The organism is Bradyrhizobium sp. RDM12 (assembly GCF_051917485.1).
In the GTDB taxonomy this organism is placed as follows: Bacteria; Pseudomonadota; Alphaproteobacteria; order Rhizobiales; family Xanthobacteraceae; genus Bradyrhizobium.
Genome location: NZ_CM133064.1, coordinates 4,827,911 through 4,847,795 on the forward strand (window position 1 = coordinate 4,827,911; position 19,885 = coordinate 4,847,795).

The 19,885-nt window shown below is 63.9% G+C and carries 18 protein-coding genes and 2 pseudogenes; 7 read left to right on the forward strand and 13 right to left on the reverse strand.

Translation table 11 applies throughout. The features are described from left to right. Positions 1-9: 9 nt before the first annotated feature. The 5 genes from ACTGJ9_RS23580 to ACTGJ9_RS23600 all read right to left on the reverse strand — a co-directional run bounded on the left by ACTGJ9_RS23580 (position 10) and on the right by ACTGJ9_RS23600 (position 2,809). A complete protein-coding gene (locus tag ACTGJ9_RS23580; RefSeq protein WP_456673045.1) occupies positions 10-783 on the reverse strand; it encodes a GntR family transcriptional regulator in 774 nt (257 codons plus the stop codon). 168 nt (positions 784-951) lie between these two features. After that, a complete protein-coding gene (locus tag ACTGJ9_RS23585; RefSeq protein WP_456673046.1) occupies positions 952-1,140 on the reverse strand; it encodes a hypothetical protein in 189 nt (62 codons plus the stop codon). 126 nt (positions 1,141-1,266) lie between these two features. Continuing rightward, entirely contained in the window at positions 1,267-1,629 is a 363-nt protein-coding gene (locus ACTGJ9_RS23590) for a hypothetical protein (RefSeq protein ID WP_456673047.1), read from the reverse strand. A gap of 66 nt (positions 1,630-1,695) precedes the next feature. Further along, the gene (locus ACTGJ9_RS23595) at positions 1,696-2,028 is read right to left on the reverse strand and encodes a 2Fe-2S iron-sulfur cluster-binding protein (RefSeq protein WP_456673048.1); all 333 of its coding nucleotides are present in this window, start codon (positions 2,026-2,028) and stop codon (positions 1,696-1,698) included. 10 nt (positions 2,029-2,038) lie between these two features. Continuing rightward, positions 2,039-2,809 (reverse strand): TenA family transcriptional regulator, encoded by a 771-nt coding sequence (locus ACTGJ9_RS23600; protein WP_456673049.1) that lies wholly within the window; start codon positions 2,807-2,809, stop codon positions 2,039-2,041. Positions 2,810-3,082: 273 nt separating this feature from the next. Between ACTGJ9_RS23600 and ACTGJ9_RS23605 the strand changes: the two genes are divergently transcribed. The 3 genes from ACTGJ9_RS23605 to ACTGJ9_RS23615 are packed head-to-tail and all read left to right on the forward strand — an operon-like array spanning position 3,083 to position 6,675. After that, positions 3,083-4,633: a hypothetical protein gene (locus ACTGJ9_RS23605; protein ID WP_456673050.1), complete on the forward strand. Its 1,551-nt coding sequence runs from the start codon at positions 3,083-3,085 to the stop codon at positions 4,631-4,633. A gap of 16 nt (positions 4,634-4,649) precedes the next feature. Beyond that, positions 4,650-6,146 (forward strand): aldehyde dehydrogenase family protein, encoded by a 1,497-nt coding sequence (locus ACTGJ9_RS23610; RefSeq protein ID WP_456673051.1) that lies wholly within the window; start codon positions 4,650-4,652, stop codon positions 6,144-6,146. 55 nt (positions 6,147-6,201) lie between these two features. Further along, entirely contained in the window at positions 6,202-6,675 is a 474-nt protein-coding gene (locus ACTGJ9_RS23615) for a GlcG/HbpS family heme-binding protein (protein ID WP_456673052.1), read from the forward strand. Positions 6,676-6,734: 59 nt separating this feature from the next. Here ACTGJ9_RS23615 and ACTGJ9_RS23620 read toward each other — a convergent pair whose 3' ends face one another. The 8 genes and pseudogenes from ACTGJ9_RS23620 to gltX all read right to left on the reverse strand — a co-directional run bounded on the left by ACTGJ9_RS23620 (position 6,735) and on the right by gltX (position 15,992). After that, complete coding sequence (locus ACTGJ9_RS23620; RefSeq protein WP_456673053.1) at positions 6,735-7,502, reverse strand: SDR family NAD(P)-dependent oxidoreductase; 768 nt, start codon at positions 7,500-7,502, stop codon at positions 6,735-6,737. Beyond that, a pseudogene (locus ACTGJ9_RS23625) lies at positions 7,499-8,613 on the reverse strand (ABC transporter ATP-binding protein). The gene ACTGJ9_RS23620 and the pseudogene ACTGJ9_RS23625 overlap by 4 nt, the downstream one beginning before the upstream one ends. A gap of 10 nt (positions 8,614-8,623) precedes the next feature. Continuing rightward, positions 8,624-9,481 (reverse strand): carbohydrate ABC transporter permease, encoded by an 858-nt coding sequence (locus ACTGJ9_RS23630; RefSeq protein ID WP_456673054.1) that lies wholly within the window; start codon positions 9,479-9,481, stop codon positions 8,624-8,626. Continuing rightward, positions 9,474-10,403 carry a carbohydrate ABC transporter permease gene (locus tag ACTGJ9_RS23635; RefSeq protein WP_456673055.1) on the reverse strand — a complete coding sequence of 310 codons (930 nt, stop codon included), beginning with the start codon at positions 10,401-10,403 and terminating at the stop codon, positions 9,474-9,476. Before ACTGJ9_RS23635 ends, ACTGJ9_RS23630 begins: the two co-directional genes overlap by 8 nt. Continuing rightward, a complete protein-coding gene (locus ACTGJ9_RS23640; protein WP_456673056.1) occupies positions 10,400-11,686 on the reverse strand; it encodes an ABC transporter substrate-binding protein in 1,287 nt (428 codons plus the stop codon). Before ACTGJ9_RS23640 ends, ACTGJ9_RS23635 begins: the two co-directional genes overlap by 4 nt. Before the next feature lie 53 nt (positions 11,687-11,739). Continuing rightward, complete coding sequence (locus ACTGJ9_RS23645; RefSeq protein ID WP_456678603.1) at positions 11,740-12,918, reverse strand: ROK family transcriptional regulator; 1,179 nt, start codon at positions 12,916-12,918, stop codon at positions 11,740-11,742. 196 nt (positions 12,919-13,114) lie between these two features. Next, on the reverse strand, positions 13,115-14,419 hold the full coding sequence (gltA, locus tag ACTGJ9_RS23650; RefSeq protein WP_456673057.1) for a citrate synthase: 1,305 nt from the start codon (positions 14,417-14,419) through the stop codon (positions 13,115-13,117). Between the two features lie 145 nt (positions 14,420-14,564). Next, positions 14,565-15,992 (reverse strand): glutamate--tRNA ligase, encoded by a 1,428-nt coding sequence (gene gltX, locus ACTGJ9_RS23655; RefSeq protein ID WP_456673058.1) that lies wholly within the window; start codon positions 15,990-15,992, stop codon positions 14,565-14,567. A gap of 156 nt (positions 15,993-16,148) precedes the next feature. Here gltX and ACTGJ9_RS23660 point away from each other — a divergent pair, with 156 nt between their 5' ends. The 4 genes and pseudogenes from ACTGJ9_RS23660 to ACTGJ9_RS23675 form a co-directional block, all read left to right on the forward strand. After that, positions 16,149-17,825 (forward strand): glutamine--tRNA ligase/YqeY domain fusion protein, encoded by a 1,677-nt coding sequence (locus tag ACTGJ9_RS23660; RefSeq protein WP_456673059.1) that lies wholly within the window; start codon positions 16,149-16,151, stop codon positions 17,823-17,825. A 9-nt stretch (positions 17,826-17,834) separates the two neighbouring features. Beyond that, complete coding sequence (locus ACTGJ9_RS23665) at positions 17,835-18,221, forward strand: YybH family protein (protein WP_456673060.1); 387 nt, start codon at positions 17,835-17,837, stop codon at positions 18,219-18,221. Positions 18,222-18,304: 83 nt separating this feature from the next. Continuing rightward, on the forward strand, positions 18,305-18,538 hold the full coding sequence (locus ACTGJ9_RS23670; protein ID WP_148753702.1) for a DUF2171 domain-containing protein: 234 nt from the start codon (positions 18,305-18,307) through the stop codon (positions 18,536-18,538). Between the two features lie 99 nt (positions 18,539-18,637). Then, positions 18,638-19,855, forward strand: a pseudogene (locus tag ACTGJ9_RS23675) (ComEC/Rec2 family competence protein); the annotation flags it as partial. Between the last annotated feature and the right edge of the window lie 30 nt (positions 19,856-19,885).

A 19,885-nucleotide genomic window follows, 5' to 3' on the forward strand; every position in this document is an offset into this window, starting at 1 on the left:
TTTACCTGGCTACTTCTTCGCGCGTCCGCCGGCGGCGCGGCGGGCCCGCGGCTTTGCGGCCGCCGTGCTCGGTCGCGCGGGCATGGCGTCCAGCGACTGGTCTTCCTCGGGAATTTGGAGGGTCGACAAAAAATCGGCGCCGGCCCGCATCACATGCTCTGCGGCAAGCGTGGCGGCAGCGCGCTCGTCGCCTGCGATGATGGCGCGCAGGATGCCGGCGTGCTCGTCCCAGGTCCGCGCCTGGCGCACCGGATCGGTCGGAGCGAACAACATCGCGGTTCTTTCGCGCAGCCGTTTGAGCAAATCGGCGAGGACGCGATTGCGACCGGCCGCAGCGAGCTCGTTGTGGAATTGCTGGTTGAGGCCAGGCAGCAGGTCGAAGCGCTTGGCGGCCACGGAGTCGGTGCCCTTGTTCAGGACCGCTGCGATCCGTTCTAGAATATCCTGATCGCGGCGGCGCGCGGCCAACCGCGCGTTCTGTCCCTCCAATAGCGCGCGAACCTCGATCGTCTCGCGTGCCTCCTCGTCGGTCATGGCAAGGACCGATGCACCGCGCCGTGCCGTCACCTCGACCAGGCCCTCGCTGGTGAGCACGCGGATGGCTTCTCGCACCGGGTTGCGGGAGACGCCGAACTCCTCGGCGAGGCGCCCTTCGACCAGTCGCTCGCCGGGCTTGAGCCGTCGGCTCAAGATGGCCTGACGCAGCTCCTCGATGACCCTGTCGTGGAGGGAGAGATAGTCGTCGCCCAGACGTCGTTTCGAATTTCCCAGCCTGCTAGCCATGAGATGACCTGCTCAGCCGCTCCGGTTTGATGTTTCCGAACCGCGCGGCGAGATCCGATCTCGCCACCGACCGAACGGAATTCCCGGCAGGGACGGCATGAACGTACTTAGACTGCCCACTGCGCAGCGGCAAGCCGCTGTAGCGGGGGGCCGGTATCGCCCGCCCAGTCAATCGAGCGAATCGGACGCGGGTCTCGTCGAGACCGGGCGAGCCCCTGCGGCGGCCGGTCTTGGCGTCCAGGACACGCTGACGTCGCCGGTGAGAAACGTCTGGCACGCCATCCGGTAGCCGGCGGCGAACTGCTCCTCAGTGAGGTGCTTGCGTTCCTTCGGCTTGATCGCATCGGTATTCTCCAATCCCTTCTCGATGAGGCATTTGCACGTGCCGCAAATTCCCCGCCGCACTTGAAGGGGATGCCACCCTGTTCACGCAAGGAGATCCGCAGCAGATTGCTGTCGACGGGCGCCGTGACGGACTTCCCGCTATTGGTCACGAATGTGACTTCGATCATGCCGGTCTTCGCGGCGGGCTGATTTGTGCTTTCGGACGTCACGACTTGCGTAGCTTTGTGTCCATGTGGCCGAACGAGGTGAGGTGTTCGAGCTCGCGATAGGCCAGCTCGGGCGTTGCGAACTTTTCGAGGAACTTGAGGGCACCTTATTCACGATAGGCGGCGACCAGGCTTCGTCGATCACCTTGATCTTGGTTTCCTCGAGCAATTCCGCGATCACGAAAGTTGCCTTTTTGGTGCCGTAGAACAGATAATCGTAGGAGGCGAGGGCCGCAGCCCGTCGATGATCTCGGTCCGGAACAGTCCGTCCTTGCTGGTCAGGATCACGGTACATGGCTCACATCTCCCGTGTTGGCGAGGATTGCCGCAAGGCCGGTGCGGGACCCGGGCACTCAAGGAATCAGCCGACCTTGTCAGGTGCGACAACGTCGGTGAGCGGGCTTGCTTCCTGCGACAGCTCCACGTCATGGGCGAGCCAGAGCTGACAGGCCAGCCGATAGCCGGCCTCGATTCTCGTGCCGAGCCGCTTCTTTTCTTTCCAGTTCGGCTCGGGCAGGTGCTCACCTCCCTTGATGATCAGGGCCGCGCACTTCCCGCATTTGCCCATGCCGCAGCCGTAGAGGAAGTTCGGATAGGGAAACTGCCGGATCCCCGCTCTCACGACGAGATTGGTGTTCTCCTTGATCTCGCCGTGAAAGGTCTGGCCGTTCCTGTGAAAGACGACGTTGGGCATGCCGCGTGGCTCAGGCTTGCAGCAACGCACGTTCGTCGGCGGGCACCTTGTTCTCGGTCATGTCGAGCTCGGCCAGCGGAATGTCGTTGGCGACATAGTCGTGGTACAGGGCGGTCGTGTAGAGCAGCCGCATCTGCGCTCCGATTTCGCAAATCTTCAGGCAGCGCTGCTGCAACTCGACCGTGTTGGCGTGCTCGAGCACGATCTGATAGCCGCGCTCGCCGTGAATCTCGTCCGACACGATGTGAAGGTCGAAGAACTCGACTTCCTCGTCGGTGAACTTGTACTTCTCGCGCAAGGTCGGCGTCTGCTTACGGTAGATCGATGGCACCTGCGATTCCAGGCCGACTACGAGACCCGCCACGGCCACGATCGGGTCCTCGCGCATCGCGACGGCATAGCACCAGCTTTGCAGCCCGCGCGTCGTCGCGGTCATGTTGTCCGGATTCTTGACGCGTTCCGCGGTCGTGCCGCAGGCCTCGGCGAAGCGGATCAGCAGGTCGGTATGGCGGTCGCCACCGATCTCCTCCTCGTACATGTTGGCAAGCAGGAAGTCCTTGGCCTCCTGATATTGCTCCGGCATGCGCACATAAATGTAGCCGAGATAATCGGCGAACGGGCCGACATAGTGATAGTGGTTCTCGGCCCAGCACGCGAGATGCGCACGGCTCAGCTTGCCGCTCGCCCAGGCGATGCTGAAGGGAGCCTTGTTGGCGCTCTTGCCCTTGATTGCATTCTCGAGGGCCGTGCGGAATTCCACATGATTCATCAGCTTTTGCATCTCGCGCTCCTCTGTCGCCGAAAGGGTAGGCCGGGTTCGTCGCGGCCACCGCGGCCTTCGAGTATACAGTATACAATTTTGGCCGAAACGTCAACGCGTCGAACGACGAGGAAAGCCACCTCGGATGCGCAGCCTCAACATTTCCAAATAAATACAACGCTATGCCTGTGGGCCAGCTTCTCTGTTCAAGCGCCTCTGCATGCCGGTCACACTTAACTGTTGCTTTTTAGAATACAGTATACAAAATTAGGCTGCTTTTGGGGAGTGCATCGCATGACGACAATGCCGCATGTTCCGATCGTCGCCGCGCACTGGGTCTACCTGTTTGGTGTGGCCCTCATCGTCGTGACAATGATCTGGCGCGCCAACGTGGTCGTGCCGTCGGTCCTTGCGACCTTTCTGGTGGCGCTGGCCTGGACGCACAGTCCGATTGCCGCACTCGGAAGCATCTTCAATGCAAGTTTCACGGCGGCAAAGGAGCTGTTCAACATCTTCCTGGTGATCGCGCTGATGACCGCGCTGCTCAATGCGCTGAAGGTGTTGCGCTCCGACATCCGCATGGTGGAGCCGTTCCGCGCCGTGATGAAGGACGGGCACACGGCCTATTTCGTTCTGGCCGGCATCACCTACGTCATCTCACTCTTCTTCTGGCCGACACCGGCGGTGCCGCTGGTCTCGGCGGTGTTGCTGCCGGCGGCGATTGCGGCGGGACTGCCGCCGCTCGGTGGTGCGATTGCGATCGCGATCGCAGGCCAGGGCATGGCGCTGTCATCGGACTACGTCATCGGCGTCGCTCCGGGCATCAGCGCCAAGGCCGCGGGTGTTGCCGTCAGCGCCGCTACGGTCGCGGACCGCGCGCTGGTGCTGTCGCTGATCACCGGCAGCGTCGCGCTCCTGCTGGGTTACTTCGCCATCCGCAAGCTCATCTCCAAGCCCGATGACAAGCTGCTCGAGCGATGGCAGGCGCAGTCGAGCAACGGCGAGCTCGCGCGCATCGCGGAGGAGGGCACCTTCGACAAAGCGGAGATCGCCCGTGGCACCGCTGGCAACCGGAAGCCGTTCGCGACCCAGGCGCAGATCGACAGGGCGCTTGCCGCGATTCCCGGCTCTCGCGAAAAATGGTCGAAGATCTTCGCGGTGGTGACGCCGCTCGCCTTCCTCGGCGTCATTGTGGTGATGGTGCTCTCGAAGCTCGGCATCGGCCATGACCTCAAGGGCGGTGACGCCGCGGCGCTGGTCGGCGGCGTCGCCGCCGTGCTGATGATCTGCGCCTCGTTCGTCACCGATGAGTTGCGCAAATTCCTTGATGCCAGCGCCGACCATGTCACCGAGGGGTTCGTCTTCGCGTTCAAGGCCATGGGCTCGGTGCTGCCGATCGCCGGCTTCTTTTTCCTCGGCGCCGAGCAGGGATTGTCCGCCCCGATCCTCGGCGTCCCCGCGGCTCAGGCGCCCAATCTCCTGTTCGAACTGGTCCAGGCTGCGCAGCACTGGATTCCGGGTAACCAGGTCTTCGTCGCGTTTGGCGTTCTGATCGCCGGCATGATCACCGGGATTGACGGGTCGGGTTTTGCCGGGCTGCCGCTCACCGGGTCGCTCTCGGGCGCGCTGGCGCCGACCGTCGGGCTCGATCCCGCGACGCTCGCGGCCATCGGCCAGATGGGAGCGGTGTGGACCGGGGGCGGCACCCTGGTGGCGTGGTCCTCCCTGATCGCGGTGGCCGGATTCGCGCGTGTGCCGGTATTCCAGATCGTGCAGACGGTGATGGTGCCGGTGTTGGCGGGGCTGGTGACCTCGACGATCTGCGCGGTCCTGATCTGGCATTGAAGAAGGTTCGGTCATCATGAGCGACGCTGCGACGATAAGTGCCCGCGGTTCCGACGAACACGGCGCCCAGGTCGAGGAATTCCCGAATCTCGTCAATGGCGAGCAGTTGCGCGGCGTTGCGAAGCCGTTCGACAACACCAACCCGGCCGATACGTCCGATATTGTCGGTCGCTTCCAGGCCTCGACGGCGGCCGAGGCGAAGCTCGCTGTCGGCGCGGCCGCGGCCGCGTTCGAGCGCTGGAAGAAAACGCCAATCTCGGCTCGCGCAGCCATTCTCAATCGCGCGGCGGATCGTCTCGAGGCGCATGCAGACCAGATGGCGCGAGACATGACCCGCGAAATGGGCAAGGCGCTCAACCTCGCCAGAGACGAGGTCCTCCGCTCGGCGCAGACGTTGCGATTCTATGCCGTCGAAGGCCAGTCGCTGGTGGGTGAAGTTTTTCCCAACGATGATCCCGACATGACGGTCTACACGCTGCGCGAGCCGCTCGGCGTCGTCTCGGTCATCACGCCCTGGAATTTTCCTGTCTCGATCCCGGCACGCAAGATCGCGCCCGCCCTTATTGCCGGCAATGCGGTGGTGTTCAAGCCGTCGTCGGATGCGCCGCTGAGCGGCTACCGTCTCGCCGAGGCGCTGGTGGCGGCCGGCCTGCCCAAGGGCGTCCTGAATTTTATCACCGGCATGGCTGGCGAGGTCGGCCCCGCCATCACCGAAGCGCCCGAGATCCGCGCCATTTCGTTTACCGGATCGACTTTGGCCGGTGAACGGATTTGCCGGGCGGTCAGCTTCACGACGCGCACGCAGATGGAATTGGGCGGCAAGAATCCACTGATCGTGATGGACGATGCCGATCTCGACAGGGCGGTCGACCTGACTGTGAAGGGCGGCCTCTCGCTTGCAGGCCAGGCTTGCACTGGCACCAGCCGTGTCCTGGTCATGAAGCAGGTTCGTGCCGAGTTCACGGAGCGGCTGGTTGCCCGGGTCAGGGCCTTGAAGATCGGCAACGGCCTCCTTGCCGGCATGGACCTCGGGCCGCTCGCCACAGCAAGGCAGCTCGAGACGGTGCTTCGCTATATCGCGATCGGAAAGCAGGAGGCGACGCACCTCTGCGGCGGCGAACGGCTCACCGGCGCCGGCTATGATGGCGGCTACTACGTTACACCGGCGATCTTCACCAACGTCACGCAGCAGATGACGATCGCCCGCGAGGAAATCTTTGGCCCCGTCATTGCGATCATCGAGGTCGAATCCTACGCGGACGCCATCGCCAAGGCCAACGACAGCGAATACGGATTGTCGGCCGCGATCGTGACGCGCAACCCGCGCATCATGCACGATTTCGCCAACGACATTCAGTCGGGAACCGTCAAGATCAACCGCACCACGACCGGCAATCTGATCAATGCGCCGTTCGGAGGCGTAAAGCGGTCGAGTACATCGACGTTCCGCGAGTCCGGCCGCGCCGGACTCGAATTCTACACGCAGATCAAGACCGTATATCGCGGATGCTGAGGGACAACAGGCGAAGCCGTGCGCGGGGCGTCGCAGCCGGCAGAAAAGGCATGAGATGAGGAAATCGATCAAGCTCGAACTATCGGAAGCCAAGCCCATGGCCGCAGCCGCACTGAAGAAGGCCGCCGAAATAGGCGTGCTCGAGACGGTCTGCATCACGGACGACGGCGGCTACCCGCTCATCCTCGAACGGATGGATGGCGCGCGCGTTACCGGCCCCCAGATCGCCTGGAACAAGGCCTTCACGGCCGCCGGGCACAAGCGCTCGACCCATCTTTTCAACCAGGTGCCGAACGGGCCGGCCCTGCCGGGCAACGAAGCCTTCGGAATCCAGTGGAGCTTCGAAGGTAAGTTCGCCGTGTTCGTCGGCGGCTTCCCGATCGTGGTCGACGACGAAGTCGTCGGCGGCGTGGGACTCAGCGGCGGCAACGGTGAGCAGGATACGCTATGCGGCGTGGCTGCACTCCAAGCCTTGCAGGAACTGCTGGCCAACCATCGGGTGGTCGTCGCCGCCGATATCAAAAAATGAGTGTCGATGCGAGCGCGGATGCCGTCGCCCCGCCCGACACGATCATGTCGGTAAATTAGCTAGCCGAGACCCCCGTCGACCTGAAAGCATTGGCGCGTGATCCGCTGGCTTTGGTCGGACGCGAGAAACAGCGCCATGTTCGCGATGTCGTCGGGTGTCACCGCATCGGGAATGGCCTGGCGCGTGCGCAGCTCGGCGATATTCTGCTCACTCGGATACCACAGCCGGCGCTGTCGCTCGGTGATCACCATTCCAGGTGCAATCGCGTTGACGCGGATGCGGTCGGGGCCGACCAGCCGGGCCAGCGAGTTGGTGAAGCCGACAATCGCCGCCTTTGCCGCAGCGTAGGTCGGCAATGCCGGCGCGCCGCGCATCCACGCGATCGACGACATGTTGATGATCGAGCCGCCGCCGCGCGCCTGCATCTGCGGCACGATCGCCTGCGCGGCGAAGAAGACGTGCTTGAGATTGACGCCGATCATCCAGTCGAATTCGGCCGGCGTCACCTCCGACAGCACCTGGCGCTGGTCGTTGGCGGCATTGTTGACGAGGACCGCGGCATCGCCCAGCGATCCCTGCACCTTCGCCAGTGCCGCGCGCAGGGCTTCAATGTCGAGGAGGTCACAGGGTATGAATAGCGGTGCGGTGCCGGACGTTTTCGCTACGTCGTGGGCCAGCGCTTCACCCGCCTGCGTGTCGATGTCGAGGAAGGCGACGCGGGATCCTTGGTCGGCGAAAGCGCGCACGAAGGCGGCGCCGATACCGCTGGCGCCCCCGGTGATCAGCACCACGCGATCCGCGAGGTCGGCATAGCTCGTCTTGGTCATGCGATCAGTCGCTCCGTCTCAGGGTCGAACAGGCAAATGCGGCGGGTATCGAGGGCGAAGGAAGCGGTCCCGCCCGGGATCGGGCGGATCTCCGGCGAGATGCGCGCCTGCGCGGGCTCGCCGCCAAGCCGCAGCAGGACAATGGTCTCCGCACCGGTGGGCTCGACCAGCTCGACCGGCGCAGTGACGATGAGCGGCGCGCCCGTAGCGCCAGAGAACACGCGATCTCCTCGGCGATGCATTCCGGCCGAATCCCGAGCACCACCTCGCGGCCGGCATAGGACCGGGCTGCGTCGTAGTCTTGCAGGCGGAGACGGACCTCGTCCGGCCGGCCTGCGCCGATCACCGCCACGGGCTTGCCGGCGTCGGCCTCCAGCCGTGCCGGCATCGTGTTCATCGGCGGCGAGCCCATGAAGCGGGCGACGAACAGATTGGCCGGATAACGGTAGACGGTGTCGGGGTCGGCGAATTGCTGCACCACGCCGCGATGCATCACGGCGATGCGGGTTGCCATCGTCATCGCCTCGATCTGGTCGTGGGTGACATAGATGATGGTGGCGCCGATGCGCTGATGCAGCCGCTTGATCTCCATCCTCATCTCGACGCGCAGCTTGGCGTCGAGATTGGAGAGCGGCTCGTCGAACAGGAATAGCAGGGGGTCGCGCACCAGCGCGCGCCCCATCGCCACGCGCTGGCGCTGCCCGCCCGACAGTTGCGACGGCTTGCGGCCGAGCAGCGGCTCGATCTGGAGCAGCTTGGCCACGTTGGCCAGCGCCTTCTCCTGCTCCGCCTTCGGTACGTGTCGGCATTCCATGCCGAAGGTGATGTTCTGGCGCACCGTCATCGACGGATAGAGCGCATAGGACTGGAACACCATGGCGATGTCGCGGTCCTTCGGCGGGACGTCGTTGACCACGCGTCCGCCGATCTCGATCGTGCCGTCGCTCGCCCGATCGAGCCCGGCGACGATGTTGAGCAGCGTGGACTTGCCGCAGCCGGACGGCCCGACCAGCACGGTGAATTCACCGCTCTCGATCTCGAGGTCGATGCCCTTCAGCACCTCCAGATTGGCGTAGCGCTTCGACAGCGCCCGAATGCTTAGTGCTGCCATGATACATCCATCATTTCACGGCCCCGGCAGTGAGGCCGCGTACGAAATACCTGCCACCGACGAGATAGATCAGCAAAGTGGGTAGGGCCGCGATGATGACAGCTGCGCTCTGCACGCCATGCTGCGGGATGTCCGCGACCGCGGCAGATAGCGCGATGAGTGCGGCCGTCACGGGCTGCTGCTGGCCGGTCGTGAATGTCACGCCATAGAGGAACTCGTTCCAGATGTGCGTGAACTGCCAGATCACGGTGACGATCAGGATCGGCGACGAGAGCGGCAGGATGATGCGCCAGAAAATACGAAAGAACCCGGCGCCGTCGATGCGCGCGGCCCTGATCAGTTCATGCGGAATGGCGATATAGTAGTTCCGGCAGAACAGCACGGTGAAGGAGAGCCCCTGGATCGTATGGATCAGCACGAGACCCGACAGCGTGTTGATGAGCCCGATGTCCCGCAGCACGATGGTCCAGGGCAGCAGGCGCATCTGCTGGGGCAGGAAAAGGCCGAGAGTGACGATGCCGTAGATCCAGTTGTCGCCGCGAAAGCGCCAGAGCGACACGGCGTAACCCGCGACAGCACCAAGCAGGGTGGAGAAGATCGTCGCGGGGATCGTGATGAGTGCGGAATTCAGCATATACGGCCGGATGCCGGCGCAGGTCTCGGCGAGACAGAAACCGCTCCAGGCGAGGGCGTAGTTGCCCCAGGCCAAATGTTGCGGCCAGCCGATCATCGAGCCCTGCGCGATCTCCTCATTGGTCCGGAGCGAGTTCAGCACGACGACGACCAGCGGCGCGAGATAAGCAGCCGCAAACAATGTCACGACGAGATAAATCAGAATTCGGCTCGGGGCGAAGCTTCGGTCACGCATGGGTGGCCTGCCGTCGCTGGACATAACGCCACGCTGCATAGGGCAGCAGCACGGCGAGCAGAATGAGCAGCATGAGCACTGCCGCCGCCGCGCCGCGGCCGAGCTGGCCGCGCTGGAACATCAAATCGTAGACGACAAGGGCCGGCAGCTGGGTCGCTATGCCGGGCCCACCGTTGGTGAGCGCGCGGACGAGGTCGAAGGCCGAAATCGCAAATTGCAGCTGGACAACGACGACGGTGATGGTGATCGGCCAAAGCGTCGGCAGAATGACGCGCCAATAGGTTCGGATCGGTCCGGCGCCGTCGATCTGCGCGGCCCTGATGATGTCGGCGTCGACAGAGCGAAGGCCGGCCAGGAACAGGGCCATGGCGAAGCCCGAGGATTGCCAGATCGCGGCAATGACGATGGTCCAGATCGCCATGTCGCGGTTGACCAGCCAGTCGAAGTGGAACGAACTCCAGCCGAGGTCATGGACGAGCTTCTCGATCCCGATACCGGGATTGAGCAGCCAGCTCCAGACCGTGCCGGTGACGACGAACGACACCGCCAGGGGGTACAGGAAGATGGTGCGCAGCACGTTCTCGCCGCGAACGCGCTGATCGAGCAGGATCGCGAGCACGAGACCGGTGATCAAGCTCAGCAGCACGAAGGCTATGCCGAACAGCAACAGATTGTCGAACGCGATTTGCCAGTTCCGCGACGCCAGGACCGAATTGTAGTTGCGCAATCCCACCCAGCCCGTGACCGGAACAAGGGTGGATGGCGTGAACGAAATCCAGATCGTCCAGATCGAAAACGAAACGAGGTGCGCTGCGGACAACAGCAGCGGCACCCAGATCATCAGATATTCGGGCAGCCGGCGCACCGAGTCAGAGGTTGTCGGCCAGCCCGGTCGTGTTGCTGTGGAGACCGCGTCGGTCAACGTGCGCCCTCAACAGCCTCGGCAAGGCGGGTGACCGCCTGATCCGGCGTAATCGTCTTGTTCTTCGCGTATTCGGTGAACACGTCGATCATCGCGGCAGTCAGGCCATTTTCCTGCGCCATGTTGTGCGCGAGGCTCAGCACGGCCTGATTGTTGGCGACAGCGTCCTTGAGCGCGGCTGCGGTTCGCCGTTGACCATCGGACCAGCCTTCACCGGACAGATCGACATCGGTGCGCACGGGGATCGACCCCGTGATTTGCGAGTACATGGTCTGGATCGCCGGATCCATGACGAGCTGCGCCATCAGCGCCTGACCGGCCTGCAGATCGGGCTCCTTGCGCTGCCAGAAGATGAAGGCATCGGCATTCAACAGGAATACCGGCTTGCCATTGTCGCTGGGGCCTGGCGCGATGACGAAGTCGTCGAACTTGAAACCGGCGTTGCGCAACACGCCCTGCGCCCATCCGCCCATGATCAACAGGCCCATGTCGCCGTCGACGAAGCGCTTCAAATTGGTGGCATAGGGTTGGGCGCCAACATTGGGATCCATCCAGTTGGTGATCTTGCGCATCTGCGCGAAGGCAGCCTTCATCTCGGGACCCTCGAGGGCTTTCTTGTCGAGATTCATGGCGGCTGCGCGATATGCGGTGGGACTGATGCCGGCGAGCGAGGCCTCGAATTTTTGCCCATCGTCGGCGCGGGTGCCACCATTGGCGACGGGGAAGGTGACTCCGCCGGCTTTCATCTTCTCGGCGAGATCGTTGAAGTCAGCCCAGGTGACGGGGATCTTGTCGGCCTTGGCTTTGTCCATCGCGCGTTTGGAGAGAAACAGCATGTTGGTGCTGTAGATCTGCAGCGGCAGGGCAATCCACTTGCCTCCCGGCTTGTGCAGTTTTGCAAGGTCCGGTGCGACGACCTTTTCGTAGCCGGCGGCCGCGACAACGGCGTCAAGATCGACGGTCGGCGCAATCTTCGACCAGGCGGCAATCTCCGGACCCTTGAGCTGGGAGCAGGCCGGCGGATCGCCGGCGATGATCTGGGCGCGCAGCTTGTTCATCATCTCGGTGGTGAAGCCGGGGACGGGCGAGTGCTGCCAGACGCCGCCCTTCTCCTCGAACTTCTTGCCGAGCGCGGTGATCGCCGCTCCGTCGCTGCCTGCGGACCATTGCGAGATCACTGTGAGGCGCGGCTTGACCGCGCCTTGCGCACGAGCGAAGGCCGGCAGCGCGAGCGCGGCAGCGGATCCAGCGAGCAGACGGCGCCTTGTTGTTGTGATCGGCATGGCAAGTTCCTCCCGGGTGTGAACTCTTTTGCGCGAGAGCCGCGCAGGCTATGTCAGGCGGCCTCCGTCGATGCGGCCGGCATGCCGCCGCTTCTGGTCAGGCAGAGCGCGGCGAAGGCAAGTGCCGCCTGCGGATCGTTGCCCATCGAGGGCGGCACGAAGGCGAGCGACACCTGCGCCAGTTTCCGGCCGCCGAGCAGGCAGGAATCGATCCCGTCGATGACGGCCTTTCGATCGTCTTCAGTGAGCAGCGACGGCCAGCCGCTGACGACAACGCCGCGGCATGGCTTGACGTTCAATGTGTTGCCGATGGCGAGGCCAAGCCTGAAGAGGCGCTGGCGCAATTCGTGGCGCACCCGCGATGTGAGGGGGATCGCGGTCACCCATTCACTGCCGAGCTGAAGCAATTCTGCTTCGGTGACGCGCAGAAGCTCGGCGAGAGCGGGCAGCGACGTATAGGCTTCGACGCAGCCGTGGTGTCCGCAGCGACAACGTGGCCCGTCGGTTCCGAACACCATGTGGCCGAGCTCGACCGGGTCGAGCGCGTCGTTCTCGATCGGATCATCCAACCAGGCGCCCGCGACGCCCTGGCCGACGAAGACGAACAGATGCGCATCGCTGAACGGATAATTCTCGGTGCGGCAGCGGTGAAAAGTGGCGTGCGCCACCACCGAATTGGTGAAAGTGACCGGCACGCCCGCGAACAACTCGCCGAACATGTCTGCGATACGTCCGAGGTCGCACGGAATGATCGGATTGCCTGATACGCTCAGGCGGCCGAGTCCCGGAACCGTCACGCCGACCTGTGCGAGCGTGATGCGGCGCCGGCGCGTCCAGTCGCGCAACAATGCCAGCGCTTCACGAAACACCCGGCCGACGGATCTGACGGTCGGTTTCTTCGGCAGCGGCACACGCTCGGTGTAATGCAGATCGCCCGAGAGGCCGCCGACGCCGACACTGAGCCATTGGCCGGTCAGTTCGAGGGCGGCAAGCGCCACCGTGCGGTCGAGCGACACCAGACCCGTCGGGCCGCCGACATAAGGGGCGGGGCGCCGTACTTCCTCGATCAGGCCTTCGGCCTTGAGGTCGAACAGGATGCGCGACAGGCTTGCTTCGGACAGGCGCACGGCGCGCGCCAGCGGCGGCCGGAACGAGCCGCCGGATTGGAGCAAATGAGTCAAAATGGCAGCACGCGTCTGCCGCCGACTTCTCGGCTGCTCCGGCATTTCCATCCCTGTCGTCATTCTTACTTAGTGTAAGAATTTGCGCGCGGAGCCTTTCAACTGTCAAGCGCTCACAGGCACGATGCGCCGACTTGTTGTTGTGCGCGGCAGCAAGATTTGGGGCGACCCACCCGACAAGGTGATCGCAAAACAAAAACGGCGCCATCCAGAGATGGCGCCGTTTTGATAGCCCTCAGGCTGAGACTTACTTGCGATCCTTGATCGCGACGTAGTCGCGGCGGGTGACGCCGGTGTATAGCTGGCGCGGACGGCCGATCTTCTGCTGCGGGTCCTCGATCATCTCGCTCCACTGGCTGATCCAGCCGACGGTGCGGGCGACCGCGAACAGCACGGTGAACATCGAGACCGGGAAGCCCATCGCCTTCAGCGTGATGCCTGAATAGAAGTCGACGTTCGGATACAGCTTGCGGTCGATGAAGTACTGGTCGCTGAGCGCGATCTTCTCGAGCTCGAGCGCCACCTTCAGCATCGGATCGTCGCCATGCCCGGTCTCCTTGAGAACGGCGTGACACATCTTCTGCATGATCTTGGCGCGCGGATCGTAGTTCTTGTAGACGCGATGACCGAAGCCCATCAGGCGAACTTCGGAGTTCTTGTCCTTCACCTTGGCGATGAACTCGGGGATCTTGTCCACGGAGCCGATCTCGGCAAGCATCGCAAGCGCCGCCTCGTTGGCGCCGCCATGCGCCGGGCCCCAGAGGCAGGCGATGCCGGCGGCGATGCAGGCGAACGGGTTGGCGCCGGAGGAGCCGGCGATGCGCACCGTCGAGGTCGAGGCGTTCTGCTCGTGGTCGGCGTGCAGGATGAAGATCTTGTCCAGCGCGTCAGCAAGCACCGGATTGATCTTGTACTCCTCGCACGGCACGGCGAAGCACATGTGCAGGAAGTTCTCGGCGAACTTCAGCGAGTTCTTCGGGTACACGAAGGGCTGGCCGACCGTGTACTTGTAGGCCATCGCCGCCAGCGTCGGGATCTTCGCGATCATGCGCATGGAAGCGATCATGCGCTGCTTGGGATCGTTGATGTCGGTGGAGTCGTGGTAGAATGCGGCGAGCGCGCCGACCGCGGCCACCATGATCGCCATCGGGTGGGCGTCGCGGCGGAAGCCCTGGAAGAAGCGGGCCATCTGCTCGTGCACCATCGTGTGATGGATCACGCGATCGTCGAAATCCTTCTTCTGCGCGGCGGTCGGCAGCTCCCCGAACAACAGCAGATAGCAAGTCTCGAGGAAGTCGCCGTTCTCGGCGAGTTGCTCGATCGGGTAGCCGCGGTATTCCAGCACGCCCGCGTCGCCGTCGATATAGGTGATCTTGGACTGGCAGCTCGCAGTGGAGGTAAAGCCGGGATCGTAGGTGAACAGTCCGGACTGGCCGTATAGCTTGCCGATATCGACGACATCTGGCCCGACGCTGCCGCTGTGAATCGGGAGATCGTAGTTCTTATTTCCGACCGTGAGCGTGGCGGTCTTATTGCTTGCTTTTGCGTCCATCAGAGGTCCCCGATGTATGGTGAAACGGGCCGGACCCGGAAGGCCCCGATGACATGGTGGGGCAAGCCGGATATTCCAGAAGGTACGGTCCAGATGGGTATATTATTGCTGTGTGCGCTGCAAGATCGCCGCACGCATGGTCGACTTACGTCGTAGCCTGGTCCTTCAGCCGGCCCAGACTTTCCTGGCGTCCCAGTACGTCCAAAACCTCAAATATCCCGGGCGACGTGGTGCGCCCGGTCAGCGCGGCCCGCATGGGCTGGGCGACTGCGCCGAGCTTGAGACTATTTTCCTCGACAAAAGCGCGCAGTGCGGTTTCCGTGCTGGCGCCGTTCCAGGTCTCGACATTCTCCAGCGCGGAATGAAGCTGGCCGATCAGCTTGCGGTTCTCAGGTGTCAGCAGGGCTGCGGCCTTGGGATCGAGCTGCAGCGGGCGGTCGGCGAAAATGAAATAAGCGCCGTCGATCAGCTCGATCAGCGTCTTGGCGCGCTCCTTCAGGGCCGGCATCGCCTTGAGCAGCTGCGCGCGCGTGGTGTCGTTTAACTTGGCCTTAATCTCGTCGCGGGCGGGCACCAAATGGTCGAGCACGTCCTCGAACATCTTCACGAGCGATTGATCGTCGGCATGGCGGATGTAATGGCCGTTGAGGTTTTCCAGCTTGGCGAAATCGAAGCGGGCGGCAGCGCGGCCGACATTGGCAAGGTCGAACGCGGCAATCATCTCCTCGGTCGAGAAGATCTCCTGGTCGCCATGGCTCCAGCCGAGGCGGACGAGGTAGTTGCGGAGCGCGGCCGGGAGGTACCCCATGGCGCGGTAGGCGTCGACGCCGAGCGCGCCGTGCCGCTTGGACAGCTTTGAGCCGTCCGGACCGTGGATCAGGGGGATGTGGGACATGCTCGGCAGCGCCCAGCCCATCGCATCGTAGATCTGCTTCTGGCGCGCGGCGTTGATCAGATGGTCGTCGCCGCGGATGACGTGGGTGACGCCCATGTCATGGTCGTCCACGACCACCGCGAGCATGTAGGTCGGGTTGCCATCGCCGCGCAGCAGGACGAGGTCGTCGAGGTTCTCGTTCTGCCAGACCACGCGGCCCTGGACCTGGTCCTCGATCACGGTCTCGCCGGTCTGCGGCGCGCGCAGGCGGATTGTCGGCTTGACGTCGGATGGGGCGGTCGCCGGATCGCGGTCGCGCCACAGCCCGTCATAGAGGCGGGTGCGGCCCTCGCTACGCGCCTTCTCGCGCATGGCGGTGAGCTCCTCGGCCGTGGCGTAGCAACGGTAGCCCTTGCCGTCGGCGAGCAGCTGCTCGGCAACCTCACGGTGCCGGGCGGCGCGGCTGAACTGGTAGATGACGTCGCCATCCCAGCCGAGCTCCAGCCATTTGAGGCCGTCCAGGATGGCGCCGATCGCGGCCTCGGTGGAGCGCTCCCGGTCGGTGTCCTCGATCCGGAGCAGCATCTTGCCGCCGTGCTTCTTCGCATAGAGCCAGTTGAATAGCGCCGTGCGGGCGCCCCCGATATGGAGGAAGCCGGTCGGGGAGGGAGCGAAGCGTGTGACGACGGGATCGGTCATTCGTGGCAGGGCCTATGCATGAGAGGCGGTGGTATATAACAGGACCGGAGCATAACTAAAGCCCGGCAGCGGACCGCCTAACGCCTTGCTTGAGCTCTTGGCTCAGCCAAGCAAATTTGGCAGAAGGACCGCTGATTTCCCTGCAGGATTTTCGTAATGACAGAACCGGTGGCGAACGAGGTTGGGCGCGATTTCATTCGTGACATCATCCGGGCCGACCTCGATCAGGCCAAGTACAAGGAGATCGTGACCCGGTTCCCGCCGGAGCCGAACGGTTATCTGCATATCGGCCACGCCAAGTCGATCGCCCTTAATTTCGGCATCGCCCAGGAGTTTCCGGGCCGCTGCCATCTGCGCTTCGACGACACCAATCCGGTCAAGGAAGAGCAGGAATATATCGATGCCATCCAGGCCGACGTGCACTGGCTCGGCTTCGACTGGGGCAAGAACCTGTTCTTTGCGTCGGACTATTTCGACCGGCTGTACGAATGGGCAGAGCAGCTGATCCGCGACGGGCTCGCCTATGTCGACGACCAGTCCCAGGAAGAGATCCGGCTCTCCCGCGGTACGCTGACCGAGCCCGGCAGGAACTCGCCCTTCCGCGACCGCAGCGTGGACGAGAATCTCGACCTGTTCCGCCGCATGAAGGCCGGCGAATTCCCGAACGGCGCGCGCGTGCTGCGGGCCAAGATCGACATGTCCTCGGGCAACATCAATCTCCGTGATCCCGTGCTGTATCGCATTCTGCATGCGCACCATCCGCGCACCGGCACCAGGTGGAGCATCTATCCGAGCTACGACTATGCCCACGGCCAGTCGGACGCCATCGAGGGCATCACGCACTCGATCTGCACGCTGGAGTTCGAGGACCACCGGCCGCTCTATGACTGGTTCATCGAGAAGCTGCCGGTGCCCTCCAAGCCTCACCAGTACGAAATGGCGCGGCTCAATTTGACCTACACGCTCTTGTCCAAGCGTGTGCTGACCCAGCTCGTTCGCGACGGTCATGTCGCCGGCTGGGACGATCCGCGCATGCCGACCATGGCGGGGATGCGCCGCCGCGGCGTGCCGCCGGCGGCGTTGCGCGAATTCGTCAAGCGCATCGGCGTCGCCAAGGCCAACAGTGTGGTCGATATCGGCATGCTCGAATTCTGCATCCGCGAGGAATTGAATCGCACGTCGCAGCGGCGCATGGGCGTGCTGCGGCCACTCAAGGTCGTGATCGAGAACTATCCGGAAGGGCAGATCGAGGAACTCGAGGCGATCAACCACCCCGACGACGCCAGCGCAGGCACGCGGAAGATCACGTTCGGCCGCGAGCTCTATATCGAGCAGGACGACTTCATGGAGAATCCGCCCAAGAAGTTCTTCCGCCTGTCGCCGGGCAACGAGGTGCGGCTGCGCTACGCCTATTTCGTCAAGTGCACCGGCGTGATCAAGAACGACGCCGGCGAGGTGGTGGAGCTGCGCTGCACCTACGATCCCGCGACCAAGGGCGGCAACGCGCCCGATGGCCGCAAGGTCAAGGCGACCATGCACTGGCTGCCGGCGGCGAATTCGGTGCCGGCGGAGATCCGCATCTACAACCAGCTATTCGCCAATCCGAGCCCGGACGCCTCGAATTTTGCGGCCGACCTCAATCCGCAGTCGCTGGAGATCCTCGCTGATGCCCGGATCGAGGCATCGGTTGCGGAAAGCAATTCGACCGAGCCGATGCAGTTCGAGCGCCAGGGCTATTTCGTGCGCGACAAGGATTCGGCGCCGGGCAAGCCGGTGTTTTCGCGGACGATCGGCCTGCGCGACACGTTCGCGAAGGAAGTCGCCAAGGGCTGAGGATCGCAAATGAGCAACGAAGCCGACGCAGTCGTTTCCACCATCATCGCGAAATGGTGCGCCGGCTTCGCCACCCTCGATGCGGCCGCACTGTCATCGCTCTATGCGAAGAACGCATTCTTCTTCGGCTCCAACCCAAAGCTCTATCGGGGCAGGGACGGTGTCGTCGATTATTTCGACGGCCTGCCGCGCTGGCGCAAGCCGAGCGCGGTGTTTTCCGAGGTGAACGCAGCGCAGGCCGGCGCTGACCTGATCAACATGGCCGCAATCGTGGCGTTCGACCTCGCCGGTGAGCGGCCGGAGTTCTCGGTCAAGATGAGCTGGGTGATCCAGCGCGAGGAGGGCGACTGGAAGATCGTCAACCACCATGCTTCGTCACGCGCGCCGTTGATCTGACCGGGCACACGGCATCGTCATTCCGGCGAGGCAACGAACGCGCATCCCGCGCGTTGTGTGGGTCCCCAATTGAGGATCCCACCATGCAGAACATCGCAGAGCATATGGAAGTCATCGGCGCCGATGGCGTCCATGTCGGCACGGTCGACAAGGTCGAGGGCAATCGCATCAAGCTGACCAAAAAGGACAGCGGCGAGGGCAGCCATAAGGGCCATCACCATTTCATCGACAAGGGTCTGGTTGCCGATGTCGAGGGCAACAAGGTCCGGCTGTCGGCCAAGGCCGATGTCGCCGTGACGATGGAAGAGGAAAAGTAGGGCTTTTCCACTGCCCGTTCCTGATCCGTACCGCTATTCGCCCCGCCGCACGTTCCGGTAGCCTCCGCCTCCGTCGCGTATCGCAAGGGTTGCTAGGGAATGGCGGAGCCGGGCCGGCCAGTGCGGTCCCAAACTGTCGCAGGGACTTGGCCCGTCGGCCGAACTGCCTCGGCCGGTGGCTTTGCGCCCGCAGGCTTGGGCGTCTGGCCCACGCTCGTTGAGACGCTGCACGAATGGGCCCGCGCCGAAGCCGGCGCCGGACGATTGTTCCCGTGGGTGCCGATCGCCTTCGGCTGCGGCATTGCGCTCTACTTCTCAGCTGATCACGAACCGGTGCTCTGGGTCGCCGCAGCGACGGCCGTCGCCCTCACCCTTGGTGCCGGCCTGTCGCGGCGGAGCCGGTGGTTTGCGCCGGCGATCATGATCGCGGCGGTCGCGGCCGGCTTTGCCATGGCGACGTGGAAGACGGCGCGCATCGCGCACACGGTGCTCGCAAAGCCGCTTTATTCGGTGTCGCTGTCGGGCTTCGTCGAGACCCGCGACATCCGCGAGCGCACCGACCGTTTCGTGCTGCGCGTCACCGCGATGGAGGCGCAGCGCAGCGACGTGAAGCTGGAGCGCGTCCGCCTCTCCGTGCGCAAGGGGACGGCTCCCGATGTCGGCAGCTTCGTGCAGCTGAAGGCGCGGTTGATGCCGCCGCTCGCGCCGCTGCGGCCGGGAAGTTACGATTTCTCGCGCGACATGTTCTTCCAGGGCATCGGCGCCTCCGGCTTCGTGATGGGAGCGATCACCGCCGTGGCGCCGCCCGACGCCGGCGGCCTGCAACTGCGCTATGCGGCTGTCATGCAGGGGCTGCGCGATGCGATCGACGCGCGCATCCGCGCCGTGCTCGATGGCGACAACCGCGCGATCGCGACGGCGCTCCTGACCGGCCGGCGCGATGCGATCACCACGCCGGTCAATGATGCGATGTTCATCTCCGGCCTCGGCCATGTTCTGTCGATCTCCGGTTACCATATGGCCGTCGTCGCCGGCGTCGTCTTCTTCGCGGTTCGCGCGCTGCTGGCGCTGATCCCCGGGATGGCGGCCGGCTTCGCAATCAAGAAATGGTCGGCGGCCGCGGCGCTGGCCGCGTCCGCGTTCTATCTGCTGCTCTCGGGCGCGGAGGTTGCGACCCAGAGGTCGTTCTTCATGACCGCCGTGGTGTTGATTGCGGTGATGGTCGATCGCAGGGCGATCACGTTCCGCACGCTGGCGGTGGCAGCGCTGATCGTGCTCGCGGTCGCGCCTGAGGCGCTGGTGCATCCGAGCTTCCAGAGCGTGGACGCTCCGGCGGTTTAGCATCCG